This window comes from Streptomyces sp. NPDC059534 (genome assembly GCF_042743475.1).
Taxonomy (GTDB): Bacteria; Actinomycetota; Actinomycetes; order Streptomycetales; family Streptomycetaceae; genus Streptomyces.
The window spans coordinates 75,016-101,443 of record NZ_JBHWAQ010000031.1; the positions used below are offsets into that span (position 1 = coordinate 75,016).

Here is a 26,428-nt window from a genome sequence, read left to right on the forward strand (position 1 = left end):
TGCCCTTCGGCTTTGGGTGGTGGACCCACGAAGGATACCGGGGGGCAAGCACGCGGACATGAGCGCGGGTCCTGACCAGGTGTGGTCAGGACCCGCGTGGTGTGGCTCCCCTGCCAGGACTCGAACCCGGACATAGGACTCCAAAGGTCCCAGTGCTGCCGATTACACCACAGGGGATAGTTTTTAGGGCTAAAACGGACATCTCGTCAGTCCTGTGCCCTGGCGGCCTCCACTATGCCGTACCAGGCACCCTCCATGCGACGGTAAAGCTCCGCGCTCCTCGCCACGTAGACGACGAGGCACCCCCGATAGCCCTCGGAGACGTTCTTCCGGCTGGTCCGAGGGGTGTGGCGCTTGAGCGTGGCCCTCCGGAACGTCGCACGGTCGACCCCGGCCAGCTCCGCCCAGAACCTCTCCGCCTCCGCGACATCGGCGCTCTCGTGGATGCTCACGCGGAAGCGCAGACGGTCACGGGTGACCCCCAGGAGATCCAGCCACCGCAGATAGACGGCGACGACGTTCGGGTCGCTGTTGACGAACTGAAGGGACTCGCGACGGCAGTACGTCTTGTCCTTGGTTCCCTCGGCCCAGTAGAGCGCGACTCCGGCGACGAACAGCTCCCGGTCCGACAGGGCCCCGACGGACTCCTTGGCCAGACGCTTCGTCTCCTGCCGCTCCTCGTCCCGTGCCGCGCGAAGCCGGGCGAGGCCGGCGTTCATCCGGGCCAGGCGTTCCTCTTCGGTGTAACGGGGTGCCGGCTTCGGCAGGTCGCGTACCCACAGCGAGATCGAGCTCTTCGAGCAGTCCAGCTCGGTCTGGATCCGGTCGTAGGTCCAGCCCTGGAGGCGGAGCTCGCGGGCGCGGGCGCGGAGGTCGTCCTTCGCGTTCGGTCGTTTCGTCCGGCCTGCCTTCGGGGGGACCGCGGGGTCGGCGTGCCGGCTCGTTTCGGCTGTCACGCGAACACCGTCGTCCGGAATGCGGACGTTCGGGTCGAATGTGTGGGCGATTCATTAGTTCGGGGGACAGGTGTGCGGGAGGTTGACGGTGGGGGGTGGGGGGTGGGGGAGCGCCCGTAGGGTGGTGGGTATGACCACAACGGGGGCGGAACGGGGCGCTGTGGGCGTCGGGGGTCGGTGGTGGTGGTGGGGGAGACGGCGGAGCGCCGTGCTCGACGTGGGGCTGGCCGTGGTGTCCGCGCTGGAGTGCGCGGTGGAGGGGGTCTGGTTCGCGGAGAAGGCCGGGGTGCCGGTGCCCGCTGGGGTGGTGTTCGGGCTGATGGTGGGGTCCGTGCTGCTCGTGCGGCGGCGGTGGCCCATCGTGGTCGTGCTGGTGTCGATCGCCGTGGCGCCCGCCGAGATGGGCTTCCTGATGGGGATCGTCGGGCTGTACTCGCTCGCCGCCTCCGAGGTGCCGCGCCGGATCACGGCCGTGCTGGCGGGGATGTCGACGCTGGCCGTGTTCGTCGTGACCGTGGTGCGGCTGCGGCAGGACGTGGCGCAGGTCGACGACGGCACGCAGGACTTCGACCCGAGTGGCTGGTACGTGCCGGTCGTGTCGCTGTTCATGACGCTCGGGCTCAACGCGCCGCCGGTCCTCTTCGGCCTGTACATAGGGGCGCGGCGCCGGCTCATGGAGAGTCTGCGGGAGCGGGCGGACAGTCTGGAGCAGGAGTTGTCGCTGCTGGCCGACCGGGCGGAGCAGCGGGCGCAGTGGGCGCGTCAGGAGGAGCGGACGCGGATCGCGCGGGAGATGCACGACGTGGTGGCGCACCGGGTGTCGCTGATGGTGGTGCACGCGGCGGCGCTGCAGGCGGTCGCGTTGAAGGACCCGCAGAAGGCCGTGAAGAACGCGGCGCTCGTGGGCGACATGGGCCGGCAGGCGCTGACCGAGCTGCGGGAGATGCTGGGCGTGCTCCGGGAGGGGGCCGCTCCGGTGGCTCCCGCGGTGGTGCCGTTGGCCGCGGTCGGCCGGGCGGCGGCCGCGGCGGCGGAGGCGGCTGCCGAGGACGGGCCGTGTCTGGACGCCCTGGAGGCGTTGTGCGAGCAGTCGCGGCTGGCGGGTGCGGTGGTGGAGCTGCTGGTCGTGGGGGAGGCGCGGGCGTATCCGCCGGAGGTGGAGCGGACGGCGTACCGGGTGGTGCAGGAGGCGCTGACCAACGTCCACAAGCACGCGGTGGGTGCCGCGGTCGTGGTCCGGTTGGCCCACCGGGAGGCCGAGGTCGCGATGCAGGTGGAGAACGGTCCTTGTCCGTCGGACGCGGCCGTCGCCGACGTGCGGCTGCCGAGTGGCGGGAACGGGCTCGTCGGCATGCGGGAGCGGGTGCTGCGGCTGGGCGGCGTCTTCGTCTCGGGGGTGACGGACGCCGGGGGGTTCCGGGTGTCGGCGGTCCTGCCGGTGGGCGAGGCGGAGGCGCTGTAGGAGCCCGGTCGCACCTGGTGGCCGGGTCGCGGATGGTGGTCCGGTGGTGCCGGCTCGCACCCGGTGGCCCGGTGGCCCGGTGGCCCGGTGGCCCGGTGGCCCGGTGGTGCCGGGTGGCGCCCGGTGGTGGCCGGGCGTCTCAGGGGGTGGTGAGGCGGGTGGGGTGGGCGCCGGTGATCAGGGTGGAGAGGGCGGCGTCGATGTCCTTGCCGAGGTACCAGTCGCCGGCGTGGTCGAGGCTGTAGACGCGGCCTTCGGCGTCCATGGCGAGGACGGCCTGGTGGTCACCCTCCTCGCCGAGCGGCGCGATCTCGGTGTCGAGGGCGCGGCCGAGGTCGGCGAGGGTGCGGGAGAGGTGGAGTCCGGCGAGCGGGTCGAAGCGGACGGTCGCGGGCGCTATCTGCCGGCCGTGGCCGGGCGCGGTGATCCGCAGGCCGCCGAACTCGGCCCAGGCTTCGACGGCGGCCGGGAAGACGCTGTGCCGGTGTCCGGCGGGGGAGACGTGGGCGCGCAGGGCGTCGGCCCATTCCTCGGCGAGCTTGATGTCCCAGCGGCCGGGCTGCCAGCCGGCTTCGCGGAGGGCGGCGTCGACGTTCACCGGGAAGCGGGTGGTGCTGAGGTGGTCGGGCATGGGGGCGGTCAGCCGTTCTCGACAGGCGTGGTGGGGTCGACGGCGCGGACGCCGAAGTGGGCGAGCATCGCCGTGCAGGAACGGCAGGGTGCGGCGTAGCTGCCGTGGAGCGGGTCGCCGTCCTCCCGGATCCGCCGGGCGGTGAGTTTGGCCTGCTTGAGGGAGCGGCGGGCCTCGCCGTGGGTGAGTGGCTTGCGCTGGGCGCGCTTGGAGCGGGCGTTCTCCGCGGCGGTGAGGTGGCGGGAGAGCAGGATCGCCTCCGGACATCGGCCGGTGAAGCGTTCCCGCTGGCTGCTGGTGAGGGTGTCCAGGAAGTCCTGGACGAGGGCGTGCAGGGCGGGGGGCCGGTCGCCGCGGCCCGCGGTGCACGTGAGGGTCTCGCCGCGCACGGACAGGGCTGCGCCGACGGTGGGGAGGATGCCGTCGCGACGGTGACGCAGTATCGGCGCGCGCGTGGCCTCGGCGCTGCTGCTCCAGTTGAGGCGTGGGTCACCCTGTGTGGGCGTTGTTGCTGTGTGCATGGTGCTGGTCTTCCCCTCCTGCAATCCCCCGAGTTGCGTGGACAGCCTGCCAAATAGGGAGCCATATGGGGAAGCTGGGGCGCCGAAACGCCGCTTCGGTGTGTCGGAATCATGGTGCGACTGTCATGGCGTCGTGACAGTTGGTCACCGTCGGGCCGGGCCGTTCGGGGTCTTGTGGCAGCGCATAGGCTGTGCGGGATCAGTCGGTAGTAGCAGTCAGCGACGCCAGTGCAGGGGGCAACCGCCATGACGACAGGTCGGCTCGGGCACACCGCGCCACCGAACGCGGCCTACGCCGGGCAGGTCGTGCACTTCCCGGACCCGGTCCGTGCCTCCCGTCACCCCCGAGGGGTGCGGGTGGACGAGCACGGCCACCCGGACTTCTCGCCGTACGCGCGCGCGGCGGCGGAGATCGCCGACCCGCCGGAGGGTTTCGGCGTCGACGAGCTGCGGCTCACGGACTATGTGTCGGCGAACGCGGCGATGGCGGCGACCGGGCACGAGCTGTGGGACACGATCCCGTCGGTGGCGACGCCGCACGGCTGGACCTGGCACCACGTGGCGCGCAGTCGCCGGATGGAGCTGGTGCCGGTCGAGGTGAAGGCGCTGCTGCGCCATCACGGCGGGGTGGCGACGGCCGCCGTCGACCAGTCGAAGCGCGGCACGCGGCCGCTGCAGGAGACCCGGCCGGTGCACTTCGGGCTGCCCAAGGCGCTGGTGTCGGTGTCGGAGCAGCAGCTCCAGGGTGTCGAGGAGGACCTCGGTTACCGGCTGCCGGGGGCGTACCGCTCCTTCCTGAAGGCGGCGGGCGGCTGCGCCCCGGTGGGCACGGCGCTCGACGCGGAGCTCGGGCTCCTGGTCGACCAGCCGTTCTTCACGGTTCGGGAGGAGGCGGGTGTCAACGACCTCGTCTACGTCAACAAGTGTCTGCGCGATCACCTGACGAAGGACTACCTGGGCGTCGCTTTCGTCCAGGGCGGTCTGGTCGCGGTGAAGGTGCGGGGCCAGGCGGTCGGTTCGGTGTGGTTCTGTGCCTACGACGACGCGCGGGACTCGGGCGAGGTCGCGGCGGGCTGGTCGGTGGCCGAGCGGGCGGAGCGGCTTCTGCTGCCCTGTGGTGCGGACTTCGACGCGTTTCTGCAGCGGCTCGCGGGTAATCCGCCGGAGCTGGAGACGGTGGCGAACCTGATGGTGGACGGTGGCTTCGCGCGTGCCGTGCCCGTGGTCCCGGTAGGGGAGTGAGCTGGCTGTGGTGACGTTCGCGCAGGCGCAGGAGCGCGCCGAGGAGTGGATCAACGGCGATCTGCCGTCGTACCAGCACCGCGAGGTGCGGGTACGGGAGTTCGAGCTGGGGTTCGTGGTGTGGGCGGAGGACCGCGAGGGCGGTCCGACGTCGGACGGCGGGCGTCAGCGGCTGGTGATCGCGCGGGACAGCGGCGAGGCGACACTGTGGCCCGGGCTGCCGGTGGGCGAGGTGATCCGGCGGTACGAGGAGGAGTACGGGGCCGCCGACGACGTTCCCGCCCAGGCGGCCGTGCCCGCCGCCCGTATCGATCTCAACCAGACGTCGTTCCTGCTGAGCCCGCCCGAGTGGCTCCAGGACGCGGCGGACAAGATCGGGCTGCCGAAGGGCCCCAACGCCTCTCAGGAGTCCGGTGGTTCCTCGGCTCCGTCGGACGACGTCTCGGAGGCGGTGGGCGCGGGTGACGCGGTCTCCTCCGCCTCGGTGGCGTCGTCGGGCGCGGAGGGCAGCGACGGTGCCGGGATCGGGATCGGGATCGGGTCCGGGATCGGGACCGCCTCCGGGTCCGGGGCCGCGGAGTACGAGCCGACGGCGATGGACGGGGTGCCGGCGGGGACGCCGGCGGCTTCGACGGCCGGGCCTTCGGGCGCTGCGGCCGCGGTGACTCCTGGGGCTGTTTCGACGCCTGTGGCTCCCGTTGCGCCCGTTGTGCCTGTTGCTCCTGCAGTGCCTGCGGCTCCTGTCGTCCCTGCGGCTCAGGAGGCGCCCGTCGCGCCCGTCGCGCCTCCGGCGCCGCCCGCTCCCGTGCCCGCGCCTGCTCCGGCGCCCGCTCCCGCCCCTGTTCCCGCGCCCGTGAGCAGTCCCTGGGTGGACGCGAACGCGAGCTCCGGGGGTGCGGACGGGGCGGTGCCGTTGCCCGCGACCGTGTTCGCGCCGCCGCTGACGGGGACGGACGACGAGGACACTCCGCTGCCGGTGGTGGGTGCCGACGCGCCGACCGCGCTGATGAAGGGCGGCAGCGCGCTGCCGCCGACGGCCATCGCGCCCCGGCTGGAACCGTCCGGGCCGCGGCCGGCGGCCGCTCCGGCGGGTCCGGGTCCCCAGGCGCAGGTCCAGGCCCCGGCCGCTCCCGTGCCGCCGGTGCCGCCGCAGGGCGGGCCCGGTGCGCCGCCGCCTCCGCCGCCCGCGCCGTCGGTGCCGGGTGCCGGGGACATCTCGGACGCCGCGACCAGCAAGGCGACGCCGCCGCCGAAGGCCGGTGGGCGCGGTCCGACGCCGCCTCCGCCGCCGGGTGTGCCGGGGACGCCGGGGGCGTCGTCGGGTGCGGGGGCGTACATCCCCACGCAGCTGGTGTCGCAGCTCGGGCCGGAGGGGCTCCAGCCGCCCGGTCCGCCCGGTCCGCCGCCCGCCCCGGCGGCGCCGACGCCGCCGCAGCCCGTGCACCACGCGGCGACGATGCTGGCGCACCCGAACCAGGGCGGTCCCGGCGCGCCCCCGCCGCCTCCGCCGCCGCCGGGCGTACCCGGTACCCCGCCGGGCGGGATCGCGCACGCCGCGACGATGCTGGCGCACCCCGGTCCCGGTGGGCCGGGCACGCCGCCGCCCCCGCCCGCCCCGGCGCCGCCGGTGCACGGGCACACGCCGCCGCCCGCGGCCGTGCCTCCGGCGTACGGCTACCCGCAGCAGGCGGGTCAGCCGACGGTCGGTCCCGGCTACCAGGCGGTGCTGCGCTACCGGGCTCCGGACGGGTCCGAGGCGCAGATCATCCGACGTTCGGCGCCCGGCACCCCGCACCCCGAGTGGCAGATCCTGCACGAGCTGCGCGCGATGAACGTGCCGCCGCAGCAGGTGCTGGAGCTGCACACGGAGCTGGAGTCCTGTGAGCTGCCGGGCGGTTACTGCGCGCGGATGATCCGGGAGACGTGGCCGCAGGCGCGGATCACCAGCATCGCCCCGTACGGCCGTGATCACGCGGGCCGTCAGCAGGGCATGCGGCAACTCCTGACCCATCAGGGCGAGTTGCACCAGGTCGCGGACGGCCCGGCGCGGCCCGCCCCGGTGCGGGCGCCGCTGCCGCAGGTGCAGCCGGCGCCGCCGGTTCCCCCGGAGGCGATCGCGCAGGAGCTGGCCGGGGCGTTCGGTCCCGGCGTCCTCCGCTTCGACCAGCGCGCGGTGTCCCGGCAGGGTGTGCCGGAGCTGGTGGCGCGCACCCTGGTGTGGGCGGGGCTCCCGGCGGACTTCGGTCCGTTCTTCTGGGCGCAGCCGGCCGTGCCGGTGGTGCCGACGCTCGCGGAGCTGGCGGCGCAGCGGCAGGTGCCGGCGGCGCCGGACGCGAGCTCGTACCTGGTGCTCGGTTCGGACTTCGGGCGGGCGATCTGCGTCCAGTACGGGACCGCGCACATCGTGGCGGTGCCGGTGGAGGCCGGTCCGGGCGGGCAGTCGGTGCCGCCGCAGTTCGTGAACACCGGGCTGCCGGAGTTCACGCGCTCGATGGCGCTGCTCGGCCGGATGTGGCGGCTGCGGTTCGGGCTCAACCCGGAGCAGGCGGGTCGCTGGACGGTCGATTTCCAGGCGCAGTTGGCGATGCTGGACCCGGCGGCGCTGTCGTCGCCGGAGAACTGGTGGTCGGTGCTCCTGGAGCAGATGTGGGACGGGCTCCTGTAAGGGACACCACGGGAGAAGTTGAACGGAATGTGATGAAAGGCGCTCGACGTGTATGCACGTTGGGCGCCTTTTGTCCGTTCTGATGGCGCATCCTTGACGTTTGAGGCCATACGGGAAGGGGCGTCAGGGATGGGATTCGCTGTCGGACGGGGCCGGGGCTACCGCCCGGAGCAGGTCGACCGGTACGTCGCCGCGCTCTCCGAGGAGCGCGACGGTGCCTGGGAGCGGGCAGCGCGGCTCACCGTACTCGCGAAGGAGAAGGAGGCGGAGGCCACCCGGCTGCGCGCCGCCGTCGAGTCGCTGGCGCCGCAGCGGTACGAGTCCCTCGGCGACCGGGCACGCAGGATCCTGGAGCTGGCCGAGCAGGAGGACGAGACGCTCGTCCGCACCGCCGAGGCCGAGGCGCAGGCCCTCGCGGAAGCCGCCGAGGCGGCGGGCGCGGAGGCGGCCGAGGCGGCCCGGGCGTACGCGGAGGGCGTCCGGACCGCGACCGAATCGGCGGCCCGCGCCCGTCTGGAGGCCGCCGGGGAGCAGGCCGCGGAACTGGCCGCCGACGCCCGCCGCGACACCGACGAACAGCGGTCCGCGGCGCGCGAGGCGTTCGAGGAGACCGAGCGCCGGGCCGCGGAGCTCCTGGCGGAGCAGCGCGCCGAGCAGACGGCCGTACGGGACGAGGCGGACCGCACGGCGGAGGGCCGGGCGGCCGACCTGGACGCCCGCCACGAGGAACTGGTCGCCTACGCGGAGGAGCGCCTCGCCGAGGCCCAGCGGGCCCTCTCGGAGACCGAGGAGCAGGCCCGGCACGGCCAGGAGGACGCCGAGGCCCGCGCGGAGGACGTCCTCGCCGAGGCCCGGCTGAAGGCGGAGCGCGTCGAGCGCGCGACCGAGCGGGTCCTGCGGGAGCACGACGAGGCCCGCGACGAGATCCACTCCCACATGGAACACATCCGCAGCTCCCTCGCGGCCCTCACCGGCCGCGCGACACTCCGGGCGGAGCCGGCCGTGCCGGAGGGGACGGCGGACGACCGGAACGGCGAGGAGAGCGACGAACGGCCCGGCGGCGCCCGGACCGACGGACAGCCCGGCGGAGACTCCGGCGAGAAGCCGGGCGAAGAGGCCGGCGGGCAACCCGGCTGACAGTCCGGCGATCATCCCGGCCGACAGCCTGGCTGGCATCCCGGCGAACAGCCTCGCGAACAACCCGGCCGACAACCCGGCCGACAACCCGGCCGACAACCCGGCCGACAGCCCGGCCGACAGCCCGGCCAACAACCCCGCGACCGGCGAGACTTGACGGACTCCGGGGATTCCGGCGGCTTCGGCGGCGCCCAGTAGGCTCCCCGGTCATGCGGATGAAACTGACGGCGGTCACGCTCGACTGCGCCGATCCCATGGCCCTGGCCGCGTTCTATCACCGGGCCACCGGGCTGCCGCTCAGTGAGCGGTCCGACGACGAGTTCGCGGGCCTGCGCGGTGCGGACGGCCTGTTCCTCGGCTTCCAGCGGGTCGACGGCTACCGTCCGCCGTCGTGGCCCGGCCAGGACGTCCCGCAGCAGCTGCACCTCGACTTCGACGTCGACGACCTGGACGAGGCCGCGGCCCGGCTCGTGGAGTGGGGCGCGACCGTACCGGAGCGGCAGCCCCGCCCCGACCGGTGGCGGGTCGTCCTGGATCCGGCGGGGCACCCGTTCTGCCTGTCGGTCCCGCGCGCGCCCGGGGATGCCTGAACGGACGCCCGAGCCGCGCCCCGGGGGCTCTAGGGGTGTCCCGCCGCCCCCCGCGCGGTCCGTTCGAGCAGGGCGAGGCCGAGTTCGCTCGCCCGGTAGTACACCTCGCGCCGGTACCGGTGCCCGGTCACCAGGCCGGCGTCCCGGAGCACGGCGAGGTGCTGCGAGACGGCGCCGGGGCTCAGGCCGGTCTGCCGGGCGAGCGACGTGGTGGTGGTCGGGGTGCTCGTACGGTCCAGGAGCCCCGCTCTGCTGCGCCCGAGGAGCCGCGCCAGGCCGTCCCCCGGCTCCGCGTGCCGCTCCCACAGGGTTCCGGTGCCGCGGGCGGGATAGACGAGGCACGGCGGGACGCCGTCCCGCCCGGGGATCAGGACGCACCGGGCCGTGAAGGCGCCGGGCGCGAGGGTGATCCCGCCGCCGTCCAGGGTGAGGGCCCCGGCGGGCAGGCCGGGTGAGGCGAGCCGGTCGTCGGCCCAGCGCAGGCTCGGGTGGAGGTGGGCGAAGACCTCCTGGATGCCGTCCTCGGCGAGCTGCCGGGTGCGGTAGGCGAGGTCGGCCTCCAGGACGGCCCGGATCCGGGGCCAGTGCGGGCGCACCCCGGCCCGCCACCAGGCGAGTACGGCCTCCGCGCGTTCCGGCGGCCCGGTGAGGGCGGCGAGCTCCTCCTCGATCTCGGCGAGCGGGCAGCGCGGGGGAGGGGCGAGGGCCTCCAGCTCCGGCAGGTGGGCGAGCAGTGCGGTGCGCTCCCCGCCGACGGTCAACGCGCTTTTGATCCAGGGGAGATGGAGGGCGTGGCGGCCCGGGTCGGTGGTGGCCCGCAGGGCGGCGAGCGTCTCCCGGAGCGGCGACACGGCGAACCTGAGCTGGGCCAGGTCGTCGACCCCGAAACGTATCTCCCCCACTCCGGCTCCTCCCCATGAGCTTTTCGCCCAGGCTAAAACAATGGCCCGCTCCGGAGGCGGGTGATGGTGTTCGCCGACATGAGCACCTCCCTCACCCCGCCCCTCGCGCCTCCCCGCCCCCGGCTGCTCCGGCTGCCGGACTTCCGCCGGCTGTGGATCGGCGACACCGTGAGCCAGGCCGGTACGGCCGTCACCGTCCTGGCCCTTCCCCTGGTGGCGATCGGCCCGCTCCACGCGTCCCCCTTCGAGGCGGGGCTCCTGGTGATGTGCGAGTACCTGGGCTTCCTGCTGCTCGGGCTGCCCGCCGGGGCCTGGGTGGACCGGATGCGCCGCCGCCGGGTGATGATCGCGGGGGATCTCGGCCGGGCCGTACTCCTCGCCACCCTCCCGCTCGCCGCGTGGCTGCACGTGCTGACCCTCGGGCAGGTGTACGCGGTGGCGTTCGGGCTGTCCGTGTGCACGGCCTTCTTCGACATCGCCTACCAGAGTCATCTGCCCGAACTGGTCGACGAGGAGCGGCTGGTGGAGGCGAACGTGGCCCTCGAAGCCTCCCGTACCGTCACGGCGGCCGGCGGTCCCGGCGCGGGCGGCGCGCTCGTCGCGGCGCTGACGGCGCCCGTGGCGCTCGCGGTCGACGCGGTCAGCTTCCTCGCCTCCGCCCTCCTGCTCTCCCGCATCCGCCGCCCCGACCCCCGGCCCGAGCCGCGCCCGGGGGTCCGGCTGCGGGACGAGATCGCCGAAGGGCTGCGGTTCGTCTTCCGCGACCGGCTGCTCCGGGCGCTCACCCTCACCGCCGCGATCTCCAACCTCTGCGGCACCCTCGGCACCTCGATGCTCCTCGTCCTGCTCGCGGGGGAGCTGGGCCTGTCGCCGTTCCTGTGCGGCCTGGTCTTCACCGCCGAGGCGCTCGGCGGCTTCCTCGGCAGCCTCCTCACCACCCGGATCGCCGCCCGCCTCGGCCAGGGGCGCGCGATGTGCGCCTCCGTGCTCGTCAGCGGGGTGCTCTGGCTGCTCGCGCTGCCGTTCTTCCAGGCCGACTGGCGGTACGCGGTGGCCTGCGTGCTCCAGGGCCTCGGCTGGACCGCCTTCATGACCTTCAAGATCGGCTCGGTCTCGCTCCGCCAGCGCCGCACCCCGGCCCCGCTCCTCGGCCGGGTCACCGCGACCTTCCGTTTCGTCGTGTGGGGCTGCATGCCGCTGGGCGCCCTCGCGGGCGGCCTCCTCGGCCGGTACGCGGGCGTACGGACGGCGCTGTGGGCCGGGGCGCTGGGGGAACTGCTCGCGGTGGTACCGCTGTTGCTGTCGGCGAGGGGGCGGCAGGAGGGGTGAGAGGGGGGCCCGTTAGCCTCCTTCCTCCAGGGAGGGAACCCGTACATGAACCACGCACGTACCCGCGGCCGCCGTCTCGCGGCCGCCGCCGTCACCATCGTCCTCGCCGCCACGGGCGGCACACTCACCGCGCTCCCGGCCGCGGCCGCGCCCGCCGCCGAGCAGGAGAACCCGCAGCAGACCACTGTGGCGTTCCCGCTCGACGCGGACGTCGTCGGCGCGGGGCCCGGCGGCTTCCTGTCGAAGACCCGCGGCAGCACGCCCGAGTTCCGCTGGACCCGGTACGACGGGTCGTCGACCGTGCTGCCCGGCGCCTACGCCGTCGGCGGCGGCTCGGACCTCGTCGTCACCGGCGACAAGTCCCTCGCGTACACCAGCCGGCGGCTGACGGTCCACGACCTGTCGACGCCCGCGACGGCGCCGGTCGAGGTCGATCTGGACGCACTCGGCGGCTACCACCTCACGGGCCTGGCCGGCAGCACCCTGCTCCTCACGCGGGAGGAGGGCGATCACTGGACGCAGTACGCCGGCACGATCGACGGCGGCGCGCTCACGGTGCGCAGGCTGCTCGGGGGGCCCGGGTTCGACTGCTACGCGGGCGAGGAGGGCTGGTCCGACACCGGTTCCGCGGTCTACGACTGCTGGATCGGCACCACCGCCACGCCCTCCAAGGTCGTCGTCGACCTCGCGTCGGGGAACACGCCCGTGTACCTCCAGGACGAGAACGAGTACGCCCAGCAGGGCGCGATCTCGGCCACCCACGTGGCCTGGCGCGAGATGCGGCTCTCGGGGGACGGGATCGTCGCCCACCGCCGTGGCTCCTCCGGCGGCGAACGCTGGATCCCGTCGGACGACATCCGCGACCCGCTGTACCTGGTCGGCGGCTGGCTGGCGACCGGCCAGAAGGCCCACATCGGCGCGTCCACCTACGTCGACGGCGCGGCGAACCCGATGAAGCGGCCGTTCACCGTCCAGTCGATCGACACGGGTGAGAAGGTCCAGCTCCTCACCGCGTTCTCCTCCGCCGTCGCCGGTCCCGGCGGCAGCCTCCTGGTGCGCGGTGGCACCGCCGAGCGGGGCGAGGGCCTCTACCGGATCTCGCCGGGCGCCGACGGGGGCCGGCCGCAGGTCGAACTCGTCGCGTCGACGCGGCAGTCGACCGTCGTCACCCTCACCGGGTCGACGACCCCGACCACGCTGACCGGCGAGGAGGTCGCGCGCGGGGTCGACTTCGGCTGGGACCTGTCCCGTGGGGACAGCAAGGTGTGGCTGACGCTGACCCATGTGCGCAGCCGGCAGACGGTGTACCAGGGGTGGTCCGTCCCGAACGGGACCGCCCCGGGGATGCCGCGCCGGATCAGCTGGCACTGGGACGGCAAGGACCTGGAGGGTGCGGACTGGGGGAGCCCCGCCCGCAACGGCGCGTACGAGTGGAAGCTCACTGCCCGCCCGGACGAGGGCATCGGCCCCGAGCTCGTCTCCACGGGCCGGTTCACCGTGACCCGGCCCGCCGCGCCGCACGACTACGACGACGACGGCACGGCCGACCTCCTCGTCCGCGACTCCGGCGGTGTGGTGTGGCGCTTCGGCACCCGGCCCACGGCGCCCGGCGGGTCCCTCGCGGACACCGGCGGCTCGCGGGTCGGCGCCGGCTGGCAGATCTACGACCGTCTGCAGTCCGTCGGGGACGTGGCGGGCACCGACGGCGCGCCCGACGTGATCGCCCGGGACAAGAGCGGTGTCCTCTGGCTCTACCAGGGCACCGGCGACCGGCACAAGCCGCTGACGGGCCGTACGAGGATCGGCGGCGGCTGGCAGGTCTACGACCAGCTGGCGGGCGGCGGCGACCTGACGGGCGACGGCCGCCCCGACCTGGTCGCCACCGACAAGGCCGGCGTGATGTTCCTGTACAAGGGCACGGGGAACGCCTCCGCGCCGTTCGCCGCCGGCAAGCGGCTCGGCGCGGGCTGGGGCGTCTACAACCAGCTGACCGCCACGGGGAACATCGCGGGCGCCCCGGCCGGGGACCTCCTCGCCCGGGACAGGGCCGGCGTCCTCTGGATGTACCTCGGCAAGGGCGACGGCACCTTCGCGAACCGGATTCGGGTCGGCGCGGGCTGGGGGGCCTTCACCGGGCTCACCGCCGTCGGTGACGCCAATGGAGACGGCCGCGCGGACCTGGTCGCCTCCAACGGCGCCGAGACCTTCTACGCGGGTACGGGCAGCTGGTCCGCCCCGTTCAAGAAGGGCGCGTACGTGTCCCTGACCCAGGACACGTACTACAACTCCGCGTTCTAGTACCGCGAGCGCCTCTCCGGGGGGCCGTCCGGGCTGTGCAGCCGGCCGGCCCCCCGGGGAGCCTTCGCGGGGGTCCAGGGCCGGACCGGCGGTGCGTGGGGCTAGACCGGCGGTGCCCAAGGGGCGGACAGCAGGTCGGCGACGCTGCGCCGGTCGCGGTTCTCCGGCGGCTCCCCGGCCGCCTTCCCCAGCGCGACCATGGAGACGATCGCCCATCCCGGGTTCGGGCGCAGTTCCCCGGTGAGGCCCTCCAGGTCGAAGGCCCGGAACTGGTGGGCCGCCAGTCCCATCGCCTGGGCCTGGACGGTCATGTGGGCGATGGCCTGGCCGAGGTCGTAGTCCGCGAACTCGGAGTAGAGCAGCTCGGTGTCGTCGACGTGGCGGCGCGCCAGCGTGACGACGAGCAGCCCCGCGTCCGTCGCCCACCGGGCCGAGCTCGGCGCGAGGTGGTGGACCACCCGCTTGTGCTCCGGTTCGCCGGGCTGGCTCGTGAAGAAGCCCCACGGCTGGGAGTTGCCGGCCGAGGGCGCCCACCGCGCGGCTTCGAGGAGCAGGCCCAGGGCATGGTCGTCGACGGCGGCCGACGGGTCGAACCCGTAGGGGCTGAACCGTTCCGCCAGCAGGGGATGCAGGCCGCCGGGCAGCTCCTGGTCGCGTCGCATGTTCCGGTCCAACCGGCCTTCGTCCGGGCGTATTCCGACCGGGCGCGGCCGGTCGCCGTGCGCGTCAGTCGCCGTGCGTGTCAGCCGTCGTGCGGAGTCGGTCGTCGTGCGGGGTCCCGTCCTCCAGGACGGGGAAGCGGCGCGGGGCCAGGGTGAGGAGGACCAGGAGGGCGAGGACCGCCGCGCCGGCGGCGCCCACGAAGACGTAGTCCACGGCCGCGTCGACCGCGCGCCGTAGGTGGTCCATGGCCTCGGCCGTGAGGGAGGCGGGCTCGTCGAGGGCGCGGGCGAGGGTGTCGAGGTCGCCGTCGGTGCCGAGGCGGCCGGCGAGGACGGCGTTGGCGAGGGCGCCGAAGAGGGCGGCGCCGACGCTCTGGCCGACCTGGCGGCAGAAGAGGACGGAGGCGGTGGTGGTGCCGCGTTCCTCGTAGGGGACGGTCGACTGGACGCCGACGATCAGGGGCAGCTGGAAGAGGCCGAGGGCTGCGCCGAGCAGCAGCATGAGGAGCGCGGGCTGCCAGGGTTCGCCGGGGAACGGCAGGAGTGGGAAGGCGAGCAGGACGAGGAGCGCGCCGGAGATGCCGAGGATCGCGGTGAGGCGGAAGCCGATGCGGGTGTAGACGCGGTTGGCGAACGCGGCGGAGACGGGCCAGCTGAGGGTCATCACCGAGAGGACGAACCCGGCGGCGATCGGCCCGAGGCCGAGGACGGACTGGGCGTACGTCGGCAGGAACACGGTCGGGGCGACCATGAGCAGGCCGAGGGCGCCGAGGGCGAGGTTGACGGCGGATATCGTGCGGCGGCGCCAGACCCAGCCGGGGATGATCGGCTCGGCGGCACGCCGTTCGACGGCGACGGTCACGGCGGCGAGGGCGGCGGCCCCGCCGAGGAGGCCGAGGGAGGGCGCGGAGAGCCAGGGCCAGGCGACGCCGCCCTGGACGAGCGCGGTGAGGAGCAGCGCTCCGGTCGCGAAGATGGCGAGCGCCCCCGCCCAGTCGATCCGCACCCGTTCGCGGGGGGTGGCACGGGCCGGTTCGACGAGGTGGCGGCCGATCAGCCAGAGGGCGACCAGGCCGACCGGCAGGTTGACGAGGAAGATCCAGCGCCAGTCGGCGTAGCCGGCGAGGAGGCCGCCCGCCGCCGGTCCGGCGACCGAGCACGCGGCCCACACGGAGGACAGCTTCGCCTGGATCTTGGGGCGTTCCTTCAGGGGGTACAGGTCGGCGGCGATGGTCTGGATCGTGCCCTGGAGGGCGCCGCCGCCGAAGCCCTGGACGACGCGGAACGCGATGAGCGACGCCATGTTCCAGGCGCCGGCGCACAGCAGTGAACCGGCGACGAACAGCACGACGCCGGTGATGAGGACCGGCTTGCGGCCGAAGGTGTCGCTGAGCTTCCCGTACACGGGCAGGGTGACGGTGACGGCGAGCAGGTACCCGGAGAAGAGCCAGGAGAAGGCGGACAGTCCGCCGAGGTCGCCGACGATCTGGGGGACGGCGGTGGACACGATCGTCCCGTCGATGGCGGCCAGCCCCATGGTGATCATGAGCGCGGCGACGACGGGTCCGCGGCGCGCGGCGGTGGGGGAGGGCGCGGGTGCCGGATCGGCTCCGGCCCGGGTCGTCGACGGTTCCGTCACCGCGCACCATTCCTTTCTTCGTACACCTAAATGTGCGCGGACAGGGTCTCACTCGGACCACGGGTGGAGGAACCCCTAGGGGCTTCTCCCCCATAGGGCCCAGGGGCCGTTCGTCCCGGCGGAGGAGGAGAAGTGCCGTTCCCGCTTCTTAACTTGAACTTACAAACCAAGCCATCGCTCCAAGGAGAAAATCGTGACTTCGGCTGTGACCATCCCCAGGCACGGGGGTACTGGAGGGCGGACGGCCGTCGCCGCGCGGGCGCGTCAGGTCGTGAAGGCGTACGGCTCGGGGGAGACCCGGGTCGTGGCGCTGGACTCCGTCGACGTGGACATCGCCCGCGGCCAGTTCACCGCGATCATGGGACCCTCGGGTTCCGGCAAGTCGACCCTGATGCACTGCCTCGCCGGCCTCGACACCGTCACCAGCGGCCAGATCCACCTCGACGAGACCGAGATCACCGGCCTCAAGGACAAGAAGCTGACGCGGCTGCGCCGCGACCGGATCGGGTTCATCTTCCAGGCGTTCAACCTGCTGCCGACCCTCAGCGCCATCGAGAACATCACCCTGCCGATGGACATCGCGGGGCGGAAGCCGGACGCCGAGTGGCTGCGGCGGGTCGTCGACACCGTCGGCCTCTCCGACCGTCTCAAGCACCGGCCGAACGAGCTGTCCGGCGGCCAGCAGCAGCGCGTGGCCGTGGCCCGCGCGCTCGCCGCCCGGCCGGAGATCATCTTCGGGGACGAGCCGACCGGCAACCTGGACTCGCGCGCCGGCGCCGAGGTCCTCGGCTTCCTGCGGACGTCGGTGGACGAGCTGGGGCAGACGATCGTCATGGTCACCCACGACCCGGTCGCCGCCTCCTACGCGGACCGGGTCCTCTACCTCGCCGACGGACGGATCGTGGACGAGATGGAGCGGCCCACCGCCGACGCCGTACTCGACCGCATGAAGGACTTCGACGCACGCGGGCGGACGTCATGACCGTCCTCAAGACCTCGCTGCGCAACTTCTTCGCGCACAAGGGGCGGATGGCGCTCTCGGCCGTCGCCGTCCTCCTCTCCGTCGCGTTCGTCAGCGGCACCCTGGTGTTCACCGACACCATGAACACGACGTTCGACAAGCTCTTCGCGTCGACCGCCTCCGACGTCACCGTCAACCCGAAGGGCGCGTCGGTCAGCGACGAGTCCCCGACCGGCCGCCCCGCATCCCTCCCGGCCTCGCTCGTCGAGCAGGTCAGGAAGGCCGAGGGGGTCGAGACCGTGCAGGGCGCGGTCGCCTCCACCAGCATCACCGTCGTCGACGGGAACAACAAGAACGTCGGGCCGACCGGCGGCGCGCCGACCATCGCCGTCAACTGGACGCCCAACGAGCTCCGTTCGGTGGAGATCGTCTCCGGTCACGAACCGCGCGGCCCCACCGACGTGGTCGTCGACGGCGCCACCGCCGAGAAGCACCACCTGAAGATCGGCGACCCGTTGCGGACCATCGCCGTCACCGGCGACTTCACCGCGAAGATCTCCGGCATCGTCGACTTCAAGGTCACCAACCCGGGCGCCACCGTCGTCTACTTCGACACCGCCACCGCGCAGCGGGAACTCCTCGGCAAGGAAGGTCTGTTCACCCAGATCGCGGCCGAGGCCAAGCCCGGTGTCAGCGACGACGCGCTCAAGGCGGACATCGCCGCCGCCGTCGGCGACGGCTACACGCTGCAGACCGCCGCCGAGGCCGCCGACGAGGGCCGCGAGGACGTCGCCGGCTTCCTCGACGTCATGAAGTACGCGATGCTCGGCTTCGCCGGGATCGCCTTCCTCGTCGGCATCTTCCTCATCGTCAACACCTTCTCCATGCTGGTCGCCCAGCGCACCCGCGAGATCGGCCTCATGCGGGCCATCGGCTCCAGCCGCAAGCAGGTCAACCGCTCCGTCCTCGTCGAGGCCGTGCTCCTCGGCGTCGTCGGCTCGGTCGCCGGTGTCGCGGCGGGCGTCGGTCTCGCCGTCGGCCTGATGAAGCTGATGTCCGCGGTGGGCATGGAGCTCTCCACCCGCGACCTGACCGTGAAGTGGACGACCCCGGCCGTCGGCCTCGCCCTCGGCGTCGTCGTCACCGTCCTCGCCGCGTACATCCCGGCCCGCCGGGCCGGCAAGGTCTCCCCGATGGCCGCCCTGCGCGACGCGGGCACCCCCGCCGACGGCAAGGCCGGCCGGGTGCGGGGCGGAATCGGACTCGCCCTCACCGCCGCCGGAGCGGCGGCCCTGTGGACCTCGACCCGCGCGGCGGAGGCCGGACCCGGCTCCCTGTGGCTCGGCCTCGGCGTCGTCCTGTCCCTGCTCGGCTTCGTCGTCGTCGGCCCGCTCCTCGCGAGCGGCGTGGTCCGCGCCCTCGGCGTCGTCGTCCTGCGGGTCTTCGGCCCGGTCGGCCGGATGGCCGAACGCAACGCCCTGCGCAACCCGCGCCGCACCGGCGCCACCGCCGCCGCCCTGATGATCGGCCTCGCGCTCGTCGCCTGCCTGTCGGTGGTCGGCTCCTCGATGGTCGCCTCGGCCACCGAGGAACTGGACCGCTCCGTCGGCGCCGACTTCATCGTCCAGTCCGGCACCGGGCAGCCGATCGTGCCGCAGGCGCAGGCCGCCCTGGAGAAGATCCCGGGCCTGGACCACGTCACCGAGTACCACTGGGTCGACGCGAAGGTCACCGACCCGCGCGGCAAGGTCACCACGGCCAGCCTGGCCGCCACCGACCCGACGTACGTGAAGGACCTGCGCCGCGAGACCACCGCCGGCACCCTCACGGACGCCTACGGCAAGGGCGCGATGTCCGTCGGCAGCGACTACGCCACCGAGCACGGCGTGAAGGTCGGCGACGTCCTGACCGTCGCCTTCACCGGCGGCGAGACGACGAAGCTGAGGATCGCGGCGATCACCCTGGACAAGGGCAACATCGACAACGGCGTCATGTACACCGACGTCACCACCCTCACCCGCCACGTCCCCGCCGACAAGGTCCCGAGCAGCCTGCTCATCCTCGCCAGCGCGAAGGACGGCCAGGAGGCCCAGGCGTACGAGGCCGTCAAGGACGCGCTCGCGCCCTACCCGCAGTACAAGGCGAGCAACCAGGCCGACTACAAGGAAGAGCTGAAGGACCAGGTCGGTCAGCTCCTGAACATCGTGTACGGGCTCCTCGCCCTGGCGATCGTCGTCGCCGTCCTCGGCGTCGTGAACACCCTCGCCCTGTCGGTGGTCGAGCGGACCCGCGAGATCGGCCTCATGCGCGCCATCGGCCTCTCCCGCCGCCAGCTGCGCCGCATGATCCGCCTGGAGTCCGTGGTCATCGCCCTCTTCGGCGCCCTCCTCGGCCTCGGCCTCGGCATGGGCTGGGGCACGGCGGCCCAGAAGCTGCTCGCCCTGGAGGGCATGGGCGTCCTGGAGATCCCCTGGCCGACGATCCTCACGGTGTTCGTCGGATCGGCCTTCGTGGGCCTCTTCGCGGCCCTCGTCCCGGCCTTCCGGGCGGGCCGGATGAACGTCCTGAACGCGATCGCGAGCGAGTAGCGGTCCCCGCGCGCGACGGTACGGCCCCGGTGGAGCTCCACCGGGGCCGCCCGTGTTTCGGAAGCGACGGCCGGTGCACCGTCGTACGCTGGACACCCCGGCCCGTTCGACGTGTCGGGCTGTTCGCGTTGCCCGCCTCCGTCACCCCCCGGGATGGATAGCTTCATGAGCCTGCACGGTCTGCTCGATGTCGTCGTCAAGGACGCGGCTCTCGCCGAGGCGGTGAAGGCCGCCGCCGACGGGAACCGTCCGCATGTGGACCTGGTGGGTCCGGCCGCCGCGCGCCCGTTCGCGCTGGCCGCGCTGGCCCGGGACTCGGGCCGGCCGGTGCTCGCCGTGACCGCGACAGGGCGGGAGGCGGAGGACCTGGCCGCCGCGCTGCGCTCGCTGCTCGACCCGGACACGGTGGCGGAGTACCCGTCGTGGGAGACCCTGCCGCACGAGCGGCTCTCGCCCCGCTCGGACACCGTCGGCCGCCGCCTCGCCGTGCTGCGCCGGCTCGCCCACCCCCGGGAGGACGACCCGGCGGCCGGCCCGGTCAGCGTGGTCGTCGCGCCCATTCGCTCCGTGCTCCAGCCGCAGGTCAAGGGCCTGGGCGACCTGGAGCCCGTGGCGCTGCGGAGCGGCGGCACGGCGGATCTGAACACGGTCGTGGAGGGGCTGGCGGCGGCCGCGTACTCCCGGGTGGAGCTGGTCGAGAAGCGCGGCGAGTTCGCCGTGCGCGGCGGCATCCTGGACGTCTTCCCGCCGACCGAGGAACACCCGCTCCGGATCGAGTTCTGGGGCGACGACATCGAGGAGATCCGCTACTTCAAGGTGGCGGACCAGCGCTCCCTGGAGGTCGCCGAGCACGGCCTGTGGGCGCCGCCCTGCCGGGAGCTGCTGCTGACCGACGACGTCCGCACGCGGGCCCGGGAGCTGGCCGAGGAGCACCCGGAGCTCGGCGAGCTGCTGAACAAGATCGCCGAGGGCATCGCGGTCGAGGGCATGGAGTCCCTCGCCCCGGTCCTCGTCGACGACATGGAGCTGCTGCTCGACGTGCTGCCCAAGGGCGCCATGACCGTGGTCTGCGACCCCGAGCGGGTCCGTACCCGGGCGGCGGACCTGGTGGCGACCTCGCAGGAGTTCCTCCAGGCGTCCTGGGCGGCGACCGCCGGCGGCGGCGAGGCCCCGATCGACGTGGGCGCGGCCTCTCTGTGGGGGATCGCGGACGTCCGGGACCGGGCGCGCGAGCTGGACATCGCCTGGTGGTCGGTGTCGCCGTTCGCGGCGGACGAGGTCGTGTCGGGGGACACCCTGGTCCTCGGCATGCACGCCCCGGAGTCGTACCGCGGCGACACCGCCCGCGCGCTCGCCGACACCAAGGGCTGGCTGGCCGACGGCTGGCGCACGGTCTACGTGACGGAGGCCCACGGCCCCGCGTCCCGCACGGTGGAGGTCCTCGGCGGCGAGGGCATCGCCGCCCGCCTCGACGCGGACCTCGCCGAGATCTCCCCGTCCGTCGTGCACGTGTCGACCGGCTCCATCGACTACGGCTTCGTGGACCCGGCCCTCAAGCTGGCCGTCCTCACCGAGACCGACCTGTCGGGGCAGAAGGCGGCCGGCAAGGACGGCCAGCGGATGCCGGCCAAGCGCCGCAAGACGATCGACCCGCTGACCCTGGAGGTCGGCGACTACATCGTCCACGAGCAGCACGGCGTCGGCCGGTACGTGGAGATGGTCCAGCGGACCGTGCAGGGCGCCACCCGCGAGTACCTCCTCGTCGAGTACGCCCCCGCCAAGCGCGGCCAGCCCGGCGACCGGCTCTACATCCCCACCGACCAGCTGGAGCAGGTCACCAAGTACGTGGGCGGCGAGGCGCCGACCCTGCACCGGCTCGGCGGCGCCGACTGGACCAAGACGAAGGCGCGCGCGAAGAAGGCCGTCAAGGAGATCGCCGCCGACCTGATCAAGCTGTACTCGGCGCGGATGGCGGCCCCCGGCCACGCCTTCGGCCCGGACACCCCCTGGCAGCGCGAGCTGGAGGACGCCTTCCCGTACGCGGAGACGCCCGACCAGCTGTCCACCATCGCCGAGGTCAAGGAGGACATGGAGAAGACCGTCCCCATGGACCGTCTGATCTGCGGCGACGTCGGCTACGGCAAGACGGAGATCGCGGTCCGCGCGGCCTTCAAGGCCGTCCAGGACGGCAAGCAGGTCGCCGTCCTCGTCCCGACGACGCTGCTCGTGCAGCAGCACTTCGGCACCTTCAGCGAGCGCTACTCCCAGTTCCCGGTGAAGGTGCGGGCGCTGAGCCGGTTCCAGACGGAGACCGAGTCGAAGGCGACGCTGGAAGGGCTGCGGGAGGGTTCGGTCGACATCGTCATCGGCACCCACCGCCTCTTCTCCTCCGAGACGAAGTTCAAGGACCTGGGCCTGGTCGTCGTCGACGAGGAGCAGCGCTTCGGCGTCGAGCACAAGGAGCAGCTGAAGAAGCTCCGCGCCAACGTCGACGTGCTGACCATGTCGGCCACCCCCATCCCCCGTACGCTCGAGATGGCGGTCACCGGCATCCGCGAGATGTCGACGATCACCACCCCGCCGGAGGAGCGGCACCCGGTCCTCACCTTCGTCGGCCCGTACGAGGAGAAGCAGATCGGCGCGGCCGTCCGCCGCGAACTCCTGCGCGAGGGCCAGGTCTTCTACATCCACAACCGGGTCGACTCCATCGACCGGGCCGCGGCCCGGCTGCGCGAGATCGTCCCCGAGGCGCGGATCGCGACCGCGCACGGCCAGATGTCGGAGACCGCGCTCGAACAGGTCGTGGTCGACTTCTGGGAGAAGAAGTTCGACGTCCTCGTCTCCACCACGATCGTGGAGTCCGGCATCGACATCTCCAACGCCAACACCCTCATCGTCGAGCGCGGCGACAACTTCGGCCTCTCGCAGCTCCACCAGCTGCGCGGCCGCGTCGGCCGTGGCCGCGAGCGCGGTTACGCGTACTTCCTGTACCCGCCGGAGAAGCCGCTCACCGAGACCGCGCACGAGCGGCTCGCGACGATCGCCCAGCACACCGAGATGGGCGCCGGCATGTACGTGGCCATGAAGGACCTGGAGATCCGCGGCGCGGGCAACCTCCTCGGCGGCGAACAGTCGGGCCACATCGCGGGCGTCGGCTTCGACCTGTACGTCCGCATGGTCGGCGAGGCGGTCGCGGACTACCGGGCGCAGATGGAGGGCGGGGCGGAGGAGGAAGCCCCCCTGGAGGTCAAGATCGAGCTGCCGGTCGACGCCCACATGCCGCACGACTACGCCCCCGGTGAGCGGCTGCGTCTCCAGGCGTACCGGTCCATCGCCTCCGCCAACTCGGAGGAGGACATCAGGGCCGTCCGCGAGGAGCTCACCGACCGCTACGGCAAGCTGCCCGAGCCCGTCGAGAACCTGCTCCTGGTGGCCGGCCTGCGGATGCTGGCCCGCGCCTGCGGAGTCGGCGAGATCGTCCTCCAGGGCCCCAACATCCGCTTCGCCCCGGTCGAGTTGCGCGAGTCCCAGGAACTGCGCCTCAAGCGCCTCTACCCGCGCACGGTCATCAAGCCCGCCGTCCACCAGATCCTCGTGCCCCGCCCGACCACGGGCAAGATCGGCGGCAAGCCGGTCGTGGGCCGCGAGCTCCTCGCCTGGACGGGGGAGTTCCTCACGACGATCCTCGGTTCCTGACGCGTCGGCCTCCCCCCCCGTCCGGCAGCAGCGCCTGCCCGCCGGACGGGGCCGTACGCCTCCGGTGGCGGGGTCCGGGCGGGGCTACAGCGCGTCGAGGTCCAGGGCTTCGGCCATGGCGCGGTAGCCGGCGTCGCCGGGGTGGAGGTGGTCGCCGGAGTCGTACGCGGGGAGCATGCGGTCGGGGTCGGCCGGGTCGGCGAGGGCGCGGTCGAAGTCGGCGACCGCGTCGTAGGCGCCCGAGGTGCGGACCCAGTGGTTGAAGGCGTCGCGTCCGGCCTCGACGGCCGGGGTGTCGTAGCGGGAGTTCTTCACGGGGGTGAGGGTCGCGCCGATCACCCTGAGGCCGCGGGCGCGGGCCTGGTCGATCAGGGTGAGGTGGGCGGCGATCAGCCGGTCGACGGAGACCTCGGGGGTGGCGGTGGCGGGCGGGTTCACCTCGCTCGCGCCGAGGTCGTTGATGCCTTCGAGGATGACGACGGTACGGACGCCGGGTTCGGTGAGGACGTCCTCGCGGAAGCGGGTGAGGGCCTTCTCGCCGGCCCAGTCGGTGTCGTTGACGACCTGGTTGCCGCTGATCCCGTGGTTGAGGACGGCACGGGGGGTCCCGGCGGCGGCGAGGCGCTCGGCGAGCTCGTCGGGGTAGCGGTCGTCCGCGTCCCTGGTGGAGCCGGCGCCGTCGGTGATCGAGTCGCCGAAGGTGACGACGCCGCCCCGGTGCAGGGCCTCGCGGCCGCCGGAGACCTCGACGCCGGACAGGTAGTACCAGGAGCCGCTGGTCTCGTCGAAGGCCGCGCCGGACTCGTCGGCGCTGTGGTCGCCGCTCGCGCGGTAGCTGGTGGCGGCGGCGGTGCGGTGGAAGGTGGCGGGGCCGGTCCTCTCCGCCAGGTAGAGGGTGACGGTGAGCGAGGCGAGGGCCTCGACGGGGAGGTCCGCGGCGTCGCTGTGCAGGGTGCCGCCGGGTGGGACCGTCACGGACGGCCGGCCGCCGAAGCGGAGGGTGCGGACGGAGCCGGGCTCGACGGCGCCGCCCCCGGACGCGGCGGTGCGGGCGACGGTGGCGCCGGTGATGTGCAGCGGGGTGGTGCCGTAGCGGTTGCCGAGTTCGACGCGGGCCCGGTCGCCGCCGGCCGTGAGGCGGACGGTCTGGCGCAGTGTGTGGTCCGCGAAGCCCTGTCCCGACCAGGCGACGTCGAGCGGCCGCTGCGGCGAGGCCGCCCAGGCACCGCGCCAGAGGGAGAGGGCCGGTGCGCCGGGGACGAGGGGCACGGTGCCGTGCAGGGCGGGGGTCGGGCTCCCCGGCCGGGTGTCCGCGGCGCCGCACGAGGTGAGGGCCGCCGTGACGGACACGGCGAGGAGGCCGGCGGCCGTGCGCCCGAGACGAACGTGCATCGTCATCCGTTCATCCGTGCCGGCCCTCCGCTCGGGGCTCGGTGTCGAACATCAGGCCGGTCAACGTCCGGAACACCTCGCCCGGTTCCCGGTCTCCCACCGCCCCGTCCAGGTTGTGGGTGAGCAGCAGGGTCGCGAAGCCGTGGGCGAGCGACCAGGCGGCGATGCCGACGGTACGCGCGCCGGGGGCGTCGCGCACGGTGTCCGCGGGAGGTTCTCCGGCCGCGCCGGGGCCGGCCGGGTCCGGCGCCGCCGTGCCCGGGGGCAGGGCCGCGACGCCGGCGCGGAGTTCGGCGGAGGCGCGTTCCCGGGCGGCGAGGAGGTCGGGGTCGTCGGCGCGCAGCAGCTCCGGCTGGAACATGACGGTGAAGTGCGCGGGGTGGGCGACCGCGAACCGTACGTACCGCACGCCGCGTTCGCGCAGCTCGGGCGCGTCGGCGAGGGCGTCGGCGAGCAGCTCGTACCCCTGGGCGGCGATGGCCGTGAGGAGCCCGGTGCGGTCCTTGAAGTGGTGGGCGGGGGCGGCGTGGGAGACCCCGGCGCGGCGGGCGAGGTCGCGCAGGCTCAGCGCCGCGGGGCCCTCGGCGGCGATGACGTCGAGGGCGGCGGCGAGGACGGCCTGCCGCAGGTCGCCGTGGTGGTAGCTGTTCCGGCTCGTCATGGGAGCAGCCTAGCCCGTATCTAGGCATTGACAAGTTTCGGGACCGGGAGCAATCTAGTCAGTGACAAGTCGATGGGTGCGAGGAAACGAGGAGACCGTGGAATCCGGACGCGTACGTCAGATGTGGCACCTGCTCGAACCCCTGCACGCCCTCGTGTACTACGCCCCCGAGGCGTTCGACGAGGCGGCCGCCCTCGGCTACGACACCACCGAGCGCTGGCCCTCCTACTTCGCCTGGCGGGCCGCGCCCCTCGGCGCCCCCGGCGCGGCCCGGGTGACGTCCGCCTTCTACAGCTTCAGCCCGGCGATGGTCGCCCGGTACGTCCCCGCCGCCTGGGAGACCGCCGTCCCGGCCGAGGTGCTCGCCGCACGACTGCGGGCCGTCGACCGCACCTACCGGGCCGTCCTCGGCGAGGACGCCGTCGCGGACCCCGGGCTCGCCGAGGCCGCCGCCCTCGCCCGCCGCGCCGCCGAGGCCGTCGTGCCGCTGGGCCTGGCGGGACGCCCGCTCGCCGCCGCCAACGCCGGCCTGCCCTGGCCCGACGCCCCGCACCTCGTCCTCTGGCAGGCCGCGACGGTCCTGCGCGAGCACCGCGGCGACGGACACCTCGCCGCCCTCCTCGCCGCCGGACTCGACCCGGTCGAGGCGCTCGTTTCCTTCGCGGCCATCGGCGCCGCCCCCGAGCCCGTCTTCGAGAGCCGCGGCTGGTCCGCGGCCGAGTGGTCGGCCGCACGCGCGCGCCTGGCCGGCCGCGGGCTCCTCGACGCGTCCGGCGCCGTCACCGAGGCCGGCCGCGCCCTGCGCGCCGAGGTCGAGCGGCGCACGGACGAACTGGCCGCCGCCCCCTGGGCCGCCCTCGGCCCCGAGGACACCGCCCGGCTCGCCGACCTGCTCGGCGGCCCCTGGCTGGCCGCGATCGGCTCCGGCCTGCTCCCCTCCGAGAACACCCTGGGCATCGGCAAGCTCTGAGCCACCGTCGGTGGACCCCGGGGGGGGGGGGGCGCCGCCCCGGGGCCCGGCCCCCCGGGGCGGGGCCGCCCCCGGGTAGCAGGTGGTGTTAGCCAACAAGAGTAAACAACACCCCCCCGGCCCACG

19 protein-coding genes and 1 tRNA gene are annotated in these 26,428 nt (G+C 73.7%); 11 read left to right on the top strand and 9 right to left on the bottom strand.

Annotated features, from left to right (window positions below; translation table 11 throughout):
* Window positions 1–102 precede the first annotated feature (102 nt).
* Window positions 103–177 (bottom strand) — tRNA-Gln (locus ACFVZH_RS30495).
* 29 nt (window positions 178–206) lie between these two features.
* Window positions 207–956: a hypothetical protein gene (locus tag ACFVZH_RS30500; protein WP_384902304.1), complete on the bottom strand. Its 750-nt coding sequence runs from the start codon at window positions 954–956 to the stop codon at window positions 207–209.
* Between the two features lie 130 nt (window positions 957–1,086).
* On the opposite strand from ACFVZH_RS30500, the gene ACFVZH_RS30505 reads away from it, so the two are divergent.
* Window positions 1,087–2,418, top strand: coding sequence for a sensor histidine kinase (locus ACFVZH_RS30505; RefSeq protein ID WP_384902306.1), 1,332 nt, complete (start codon window positions 1,087–1,089; stop codon window positions 2,416–2,418).
* Between the two features lie 139 nt (window positions 2,419–2,557).
* On the opposite strand, the gene ACFVZH_RS30510 is transcribed toward ACFVZH_RS30505, so the two are convergent.
* Window positions 2,558–3,049: an SUKH-3 domain-containing protein gene (locus ACFVZH_RS30510; RefSeq protein WP_384902308.1), complete on the bottom strand. Its 492-nt coding sequence runs from the start codon at window positions 3,047–3,049 to the stop codon at window positions 2,558–2,560.
* An 8-nt stretch (window positions 3,050–3,057) separates the two neighbouring features.
* Window positions 3,058–3,570 carry a YwqJ-related putative deaminase gene (locus tag ACFVZH_RS30515; protein ID WP_384902310.1) on the bottom strand — a complete coding sequence of 171 codons (513 nt, stop codon included), beginning with the start codon at window positions 3,568–3,570 and terminating at the stop codon, window positions 3,058–3,060.
* 246 nt (window positions 3,571–3,816) lie between these two features.
* Here ACFVZH_RS30515 and ACFVZH_RS30520 point away from each other — a divergent pair, with 246 nt between their 5' ends.
* From ACFVZH_RS30520 to ACFVZH_RS30535, 4 genes are all read left to right on the top strand, one after another.
* Complete coding sequence (locus tag ACFVZH_RS30520) at window positions 3,817–4,812, top strand: SMI1/KNR4 family protein (RefSeq protein ID WP_384902312.1); 996 nt, start codon at window positions 3,817–3,819, stop codon at window positions 4,810–4,812.
* Between the two features lie 7 nt (window positions 4,813–4,819).
* Window positions 4,820–7,477, top strand: coding sequence for an SUKH-4 family immunity protein (locus tag ACFVZH_RS30525; protein ID WP_384902313.1), 2,658 nt, complete (start codon window positions 4,820–4,822; stop codon window positions 7,475–7,477).
* 129 nt (window positions 7,478–7,606) lie between these two features.
* A complete protein-coding gene (locus ACFVZH_RS30530; protein WP_384902314.1) occupies window positions 7,607–8,614 on the top strand; it encodes a cellulose-binding protein in 1,008 nt (335 codons plus the stop codon).
* Between the two features lie 209 nt (window positions 8,615–8,823).
* Window positions 8,824–9,204 (top strand): VOC family protein, encoded by a 381-nt coding sequence (locus ACFVZH_RS30535; RefSeq protein WP_384902316.1) that lies wholly within the window; start codon window positions 8,824–8,826, stop codon window positions 9,202–9,204.
* Between the two features lie 29 nt (window positions 9,205–9,233).
* Here ACFVZH_RS30535 and ACFVZH_RS30540 read toward each other — a convergent pair whose 3' ends face one another.
* Window positions 9,234–10,106 (bottom strand): ArsR family transcriptional regulator, encoded by an 873-nt coding sequence (locus ACFVZH_RS30540; RefSeq protein WP_384902317.1) that lies wholly within the window; start codon window positions 10,104–10,106, stop codon window positions 9,234–9,236.
* Between the two features lie 78 nt (window positions 10,107–10,184).
* On the opposite strand from ACFVZH_RS30540, the gene ACFVZH_RS30545 reads away from it, so the two are divergent.
* Both ACFVZH_RS30545 and ACFVZH_RS30550 read left to right on the top strand, forming a co-directional pair.
* Window positions 10,185–11,435 carry an MFS transporter gene (locus ACFVZH_RS30545; protein WP_384902319.1) on the top strand — a complete coding sequence of 417 codons (1,251 nt, stop codon included), beginning with the start codon at window positions 10,185–10,187 and terminating at the stop codon, window positions 11,433–11,435.
* 45 nt (window positions 11,436–11,480) lie between these two features.
* Window positions 11,481–13,733, top strand: a complete 2,253-nt coding sequence (locus ACFVZH_RS30550; RefSeq protein ID WP_384902321.1) for an FG-GAP repeat domain-containing protein — start codon at window positions 11,481–11,483, stop codon at window positions 13,731–13,733.
* A 101-nt stretch (window positions 13,734–13,834) separates the two neighbouring features.
* On the opposite strand, the gene ACFVZH_RS30555 is transcribed toward ACFVZH_RS30550, so the two are convergent.
* Together ACFVZH_RS30555 and ACFVZH_RS30560 are read right to left on the bottom strand one after the other, a co-directional pair.
* A complete protein-coding gene (locus ACFVZH_RS30555) occupies window positions 13,835–14,395 on the bottom strand; it encodes a nitroreductase family protein (RefSeq protein ID WP_384902322.1) in 561 nt (186 codons plus the stop codon).
* 64 nt (window positions 14,396–14,459) lie between these two features.
* Window positions 14,460–16,034, bottom strand: coding sequence for an MFS transporter (locus ACFVZH_RS30560; protein ID WP_384902324.1), 1,575 nt, complete (start codon window positions 16,032–16,034; stop codon window positions 14,460–14,462).
* A gap of 193 nt (window positions 16,035–16,227) precedes the next feature.
* On the opposite strand from ACFVZH_RS30560, the gene ACFVZH_RS30565 reads away from it, so the two are divergent.
* From ACFVZH_RS30565 to mfd, 3 genes are all read left to right on the top strand, one after another.
* Window positions 16,228–17,016 (top strand): ABC transporter ATP-binding protein, encoded by a 789-nt coding sequence (locus tag ACFVZH_RS30565; RefSeq protein WP_384902326.1) that lies wholly within the window; start codon window positions 16,228–16,230, stop codon window positions 17,014–17,016.
* Complete coding sequence (locus ACFVZH_RS30570) at window positions 17,013–19,583, top strand: ABC transporter permease (RefSeq protein ID WP_384902328.1); 2,571 nt, start codon at window positions 17,013–17,015, stop codon at window positions 19,581–19,583. The genes ACFVZH_RS30565 and ACFVZH_RS30570 overlap by 4 nt, the downstream gene beginning before the upstream one ends.
* A gap of 165 nt (window positions 19,584–19,748) precedes the next feature.
* Entirely contained in the window at window positions 19,749–23,279 is a 3,531-nt protein-coding gene (gene mfd / locus ACFVZH_RS30575; RefSeq protein WP_384902330.1) for a transcription-repair coupling factor, read from the top strand.
* Window positions 23,280–23,363: 84 nt separating this feature from the next.
* On the opposite strand, the gene ACFVZH_RS30580 is transcribed toward mfd, so the two are convergent.
* Together ACFVZH_RS30580 and ACFVZH_RS30585 are read right to left on the bottom strand one after the other, a co-directional pair.
* Window positions 23,364–24,677, bottom strand: a complete 1,314-nt coding sequence (locus ACFVZH_RS30580) for an SGNH/GDSL hydrolase family protein (protein ID WP_384902331.1) — start codon at window positions 24,675–24,677, stop codon at window positions 23,364–23,366.
* 4 nt (window positions 24,678–24,681) lie between these two features.
* Window positions 24,682–25,332 (bottom strand): TetR/AcrR family transcriptional regulator, encoded by a 651-nt coding sequence (locus tag ACFVZH_RS30585; protein ID WP_384902333.1) that lies wholly within the window; start codon window positions 25,330–25,332, stop codon window positions 24,682–24,684.
* A gap of 121 nt (window positions 25,333–25,453) precedes the next feature.
* On the opposite strand from ACFVZH_RS30585, the gene ACFVZH_RS30590 reads away from it, so the two are divergent.
* Window positions 25,454–26,302 (top strand): hypothetical protein, encoded by an 849-nt coding sequence (locus tag ACFVZH_RS30590; protein ID WP_384902343.1) that lies wholly within the window; start codon window positions 25,454–25,456, stop codon window positions 26,300–26,302.
* Window positions 26,303–26,428 lie beyond the last annotated feature (126 nt).

Bases quoted from the DNA above. Each gene is read 5' to 3' on its own strand.
- ACFVZH_RS30505 (WP_384902306.1), top strand. From the start codon at position 1,087: ATGACCACAACGGGGGCGGAACGGGGCGCTGTGGGCGTCGGGGGTCGG.
- ACFVZH_RS30510 (WP_384902308.1), bottom strand. From the start codon at position 3,049: ATGCCCGACCACCTCAGCACCACCCGCTTCCCGGTGAACGTCGACGCC.
- ACFVZH_RS30515 (WP_384902310.1), bottom strand. From the start codon at position 3,570: ATGCACACAGCAACAACGCCCACACAGGGTGACCCACGCCTCAACTGG.
- ACFVZH_RS30520 (WP_384902312.1), top strand. From the start codon at position 3,817: ATGACGACAGGTCGGCTCGGGCACACCGCGCCACCGAACGCGGCCTAC.
- ACFVZH_RS30530 (WP_384902314.1), top strand. From the start codon at position 7,607: ATGGGATTCGCTGTCGGACGGGGCCGGGGCTACCGCCCGGAGCAGGTC.
- ACFVZH_RS30535 (WP_384902316.1), top strand. From the start codon at position 8,824: ATGCGGATGAAACTGACGGCGGTCACGCTCGACTGCGCCGATCCCATG.
- ACFVZH_RS30545 (WP_384902319.1), top strand. From the start codon at position 10,185: ATGAGCACCTCCCTCACCCCGCCCCTCGCGCCTCCCCGCCCCCGGCTG.
- ACFVZH_RS30550 (WP_384902321.1), top strand. From the start codon at position 11,481: ATGAACCACGCACGTACCCGCGGCCGCCGTCTCGCGGCCGCCGCCGTC.
- ACFVZH_RS30555 (WP_384902322.1), bottom strand. From the start codon at position 14,395: ATGCGACGCGACCAGGAGCTGCCCGGCGGCCTGCATCCCCTGCTGGCG.
- ACFVZH_RS30570 (WP_384902328.1), top strand. From the start codon at position 17,013: ATGACCGTCCTCAAGACCTCGCTGCGCAACTTCTTCGCGCACAAGGGG.
- mfd (WP_384902330.1), top strand. From the start codon at position 19,749: ATGAGCCTGCACGGTCTGCTCGATGTCGTCGTCAAGGACGCGGCTCTC.
- ACFVZH_RS30580 (WP_384902331.1), bottom strand. From the start codon at position 24,677: ATGACGATGCACGTTCGTCTCGGGCGCACGGCCGCCGGCCTCCTCGCC.
- ACFVZH_RS30585 (WP_384902333.1), bottom strand. From the start codon at position 25,332: ATGACGAGCCGGAACAGCTACCACCACGGCGACCTGCGGCAGGCCGTC.
- ACFVZH_RS30590 (WP_384902343.1), top strand. From the start codon at position 25,454: ATGTGGCACCTGCTCGAACCCCTGCACGCCCTCGTGTACTACGCCCCC.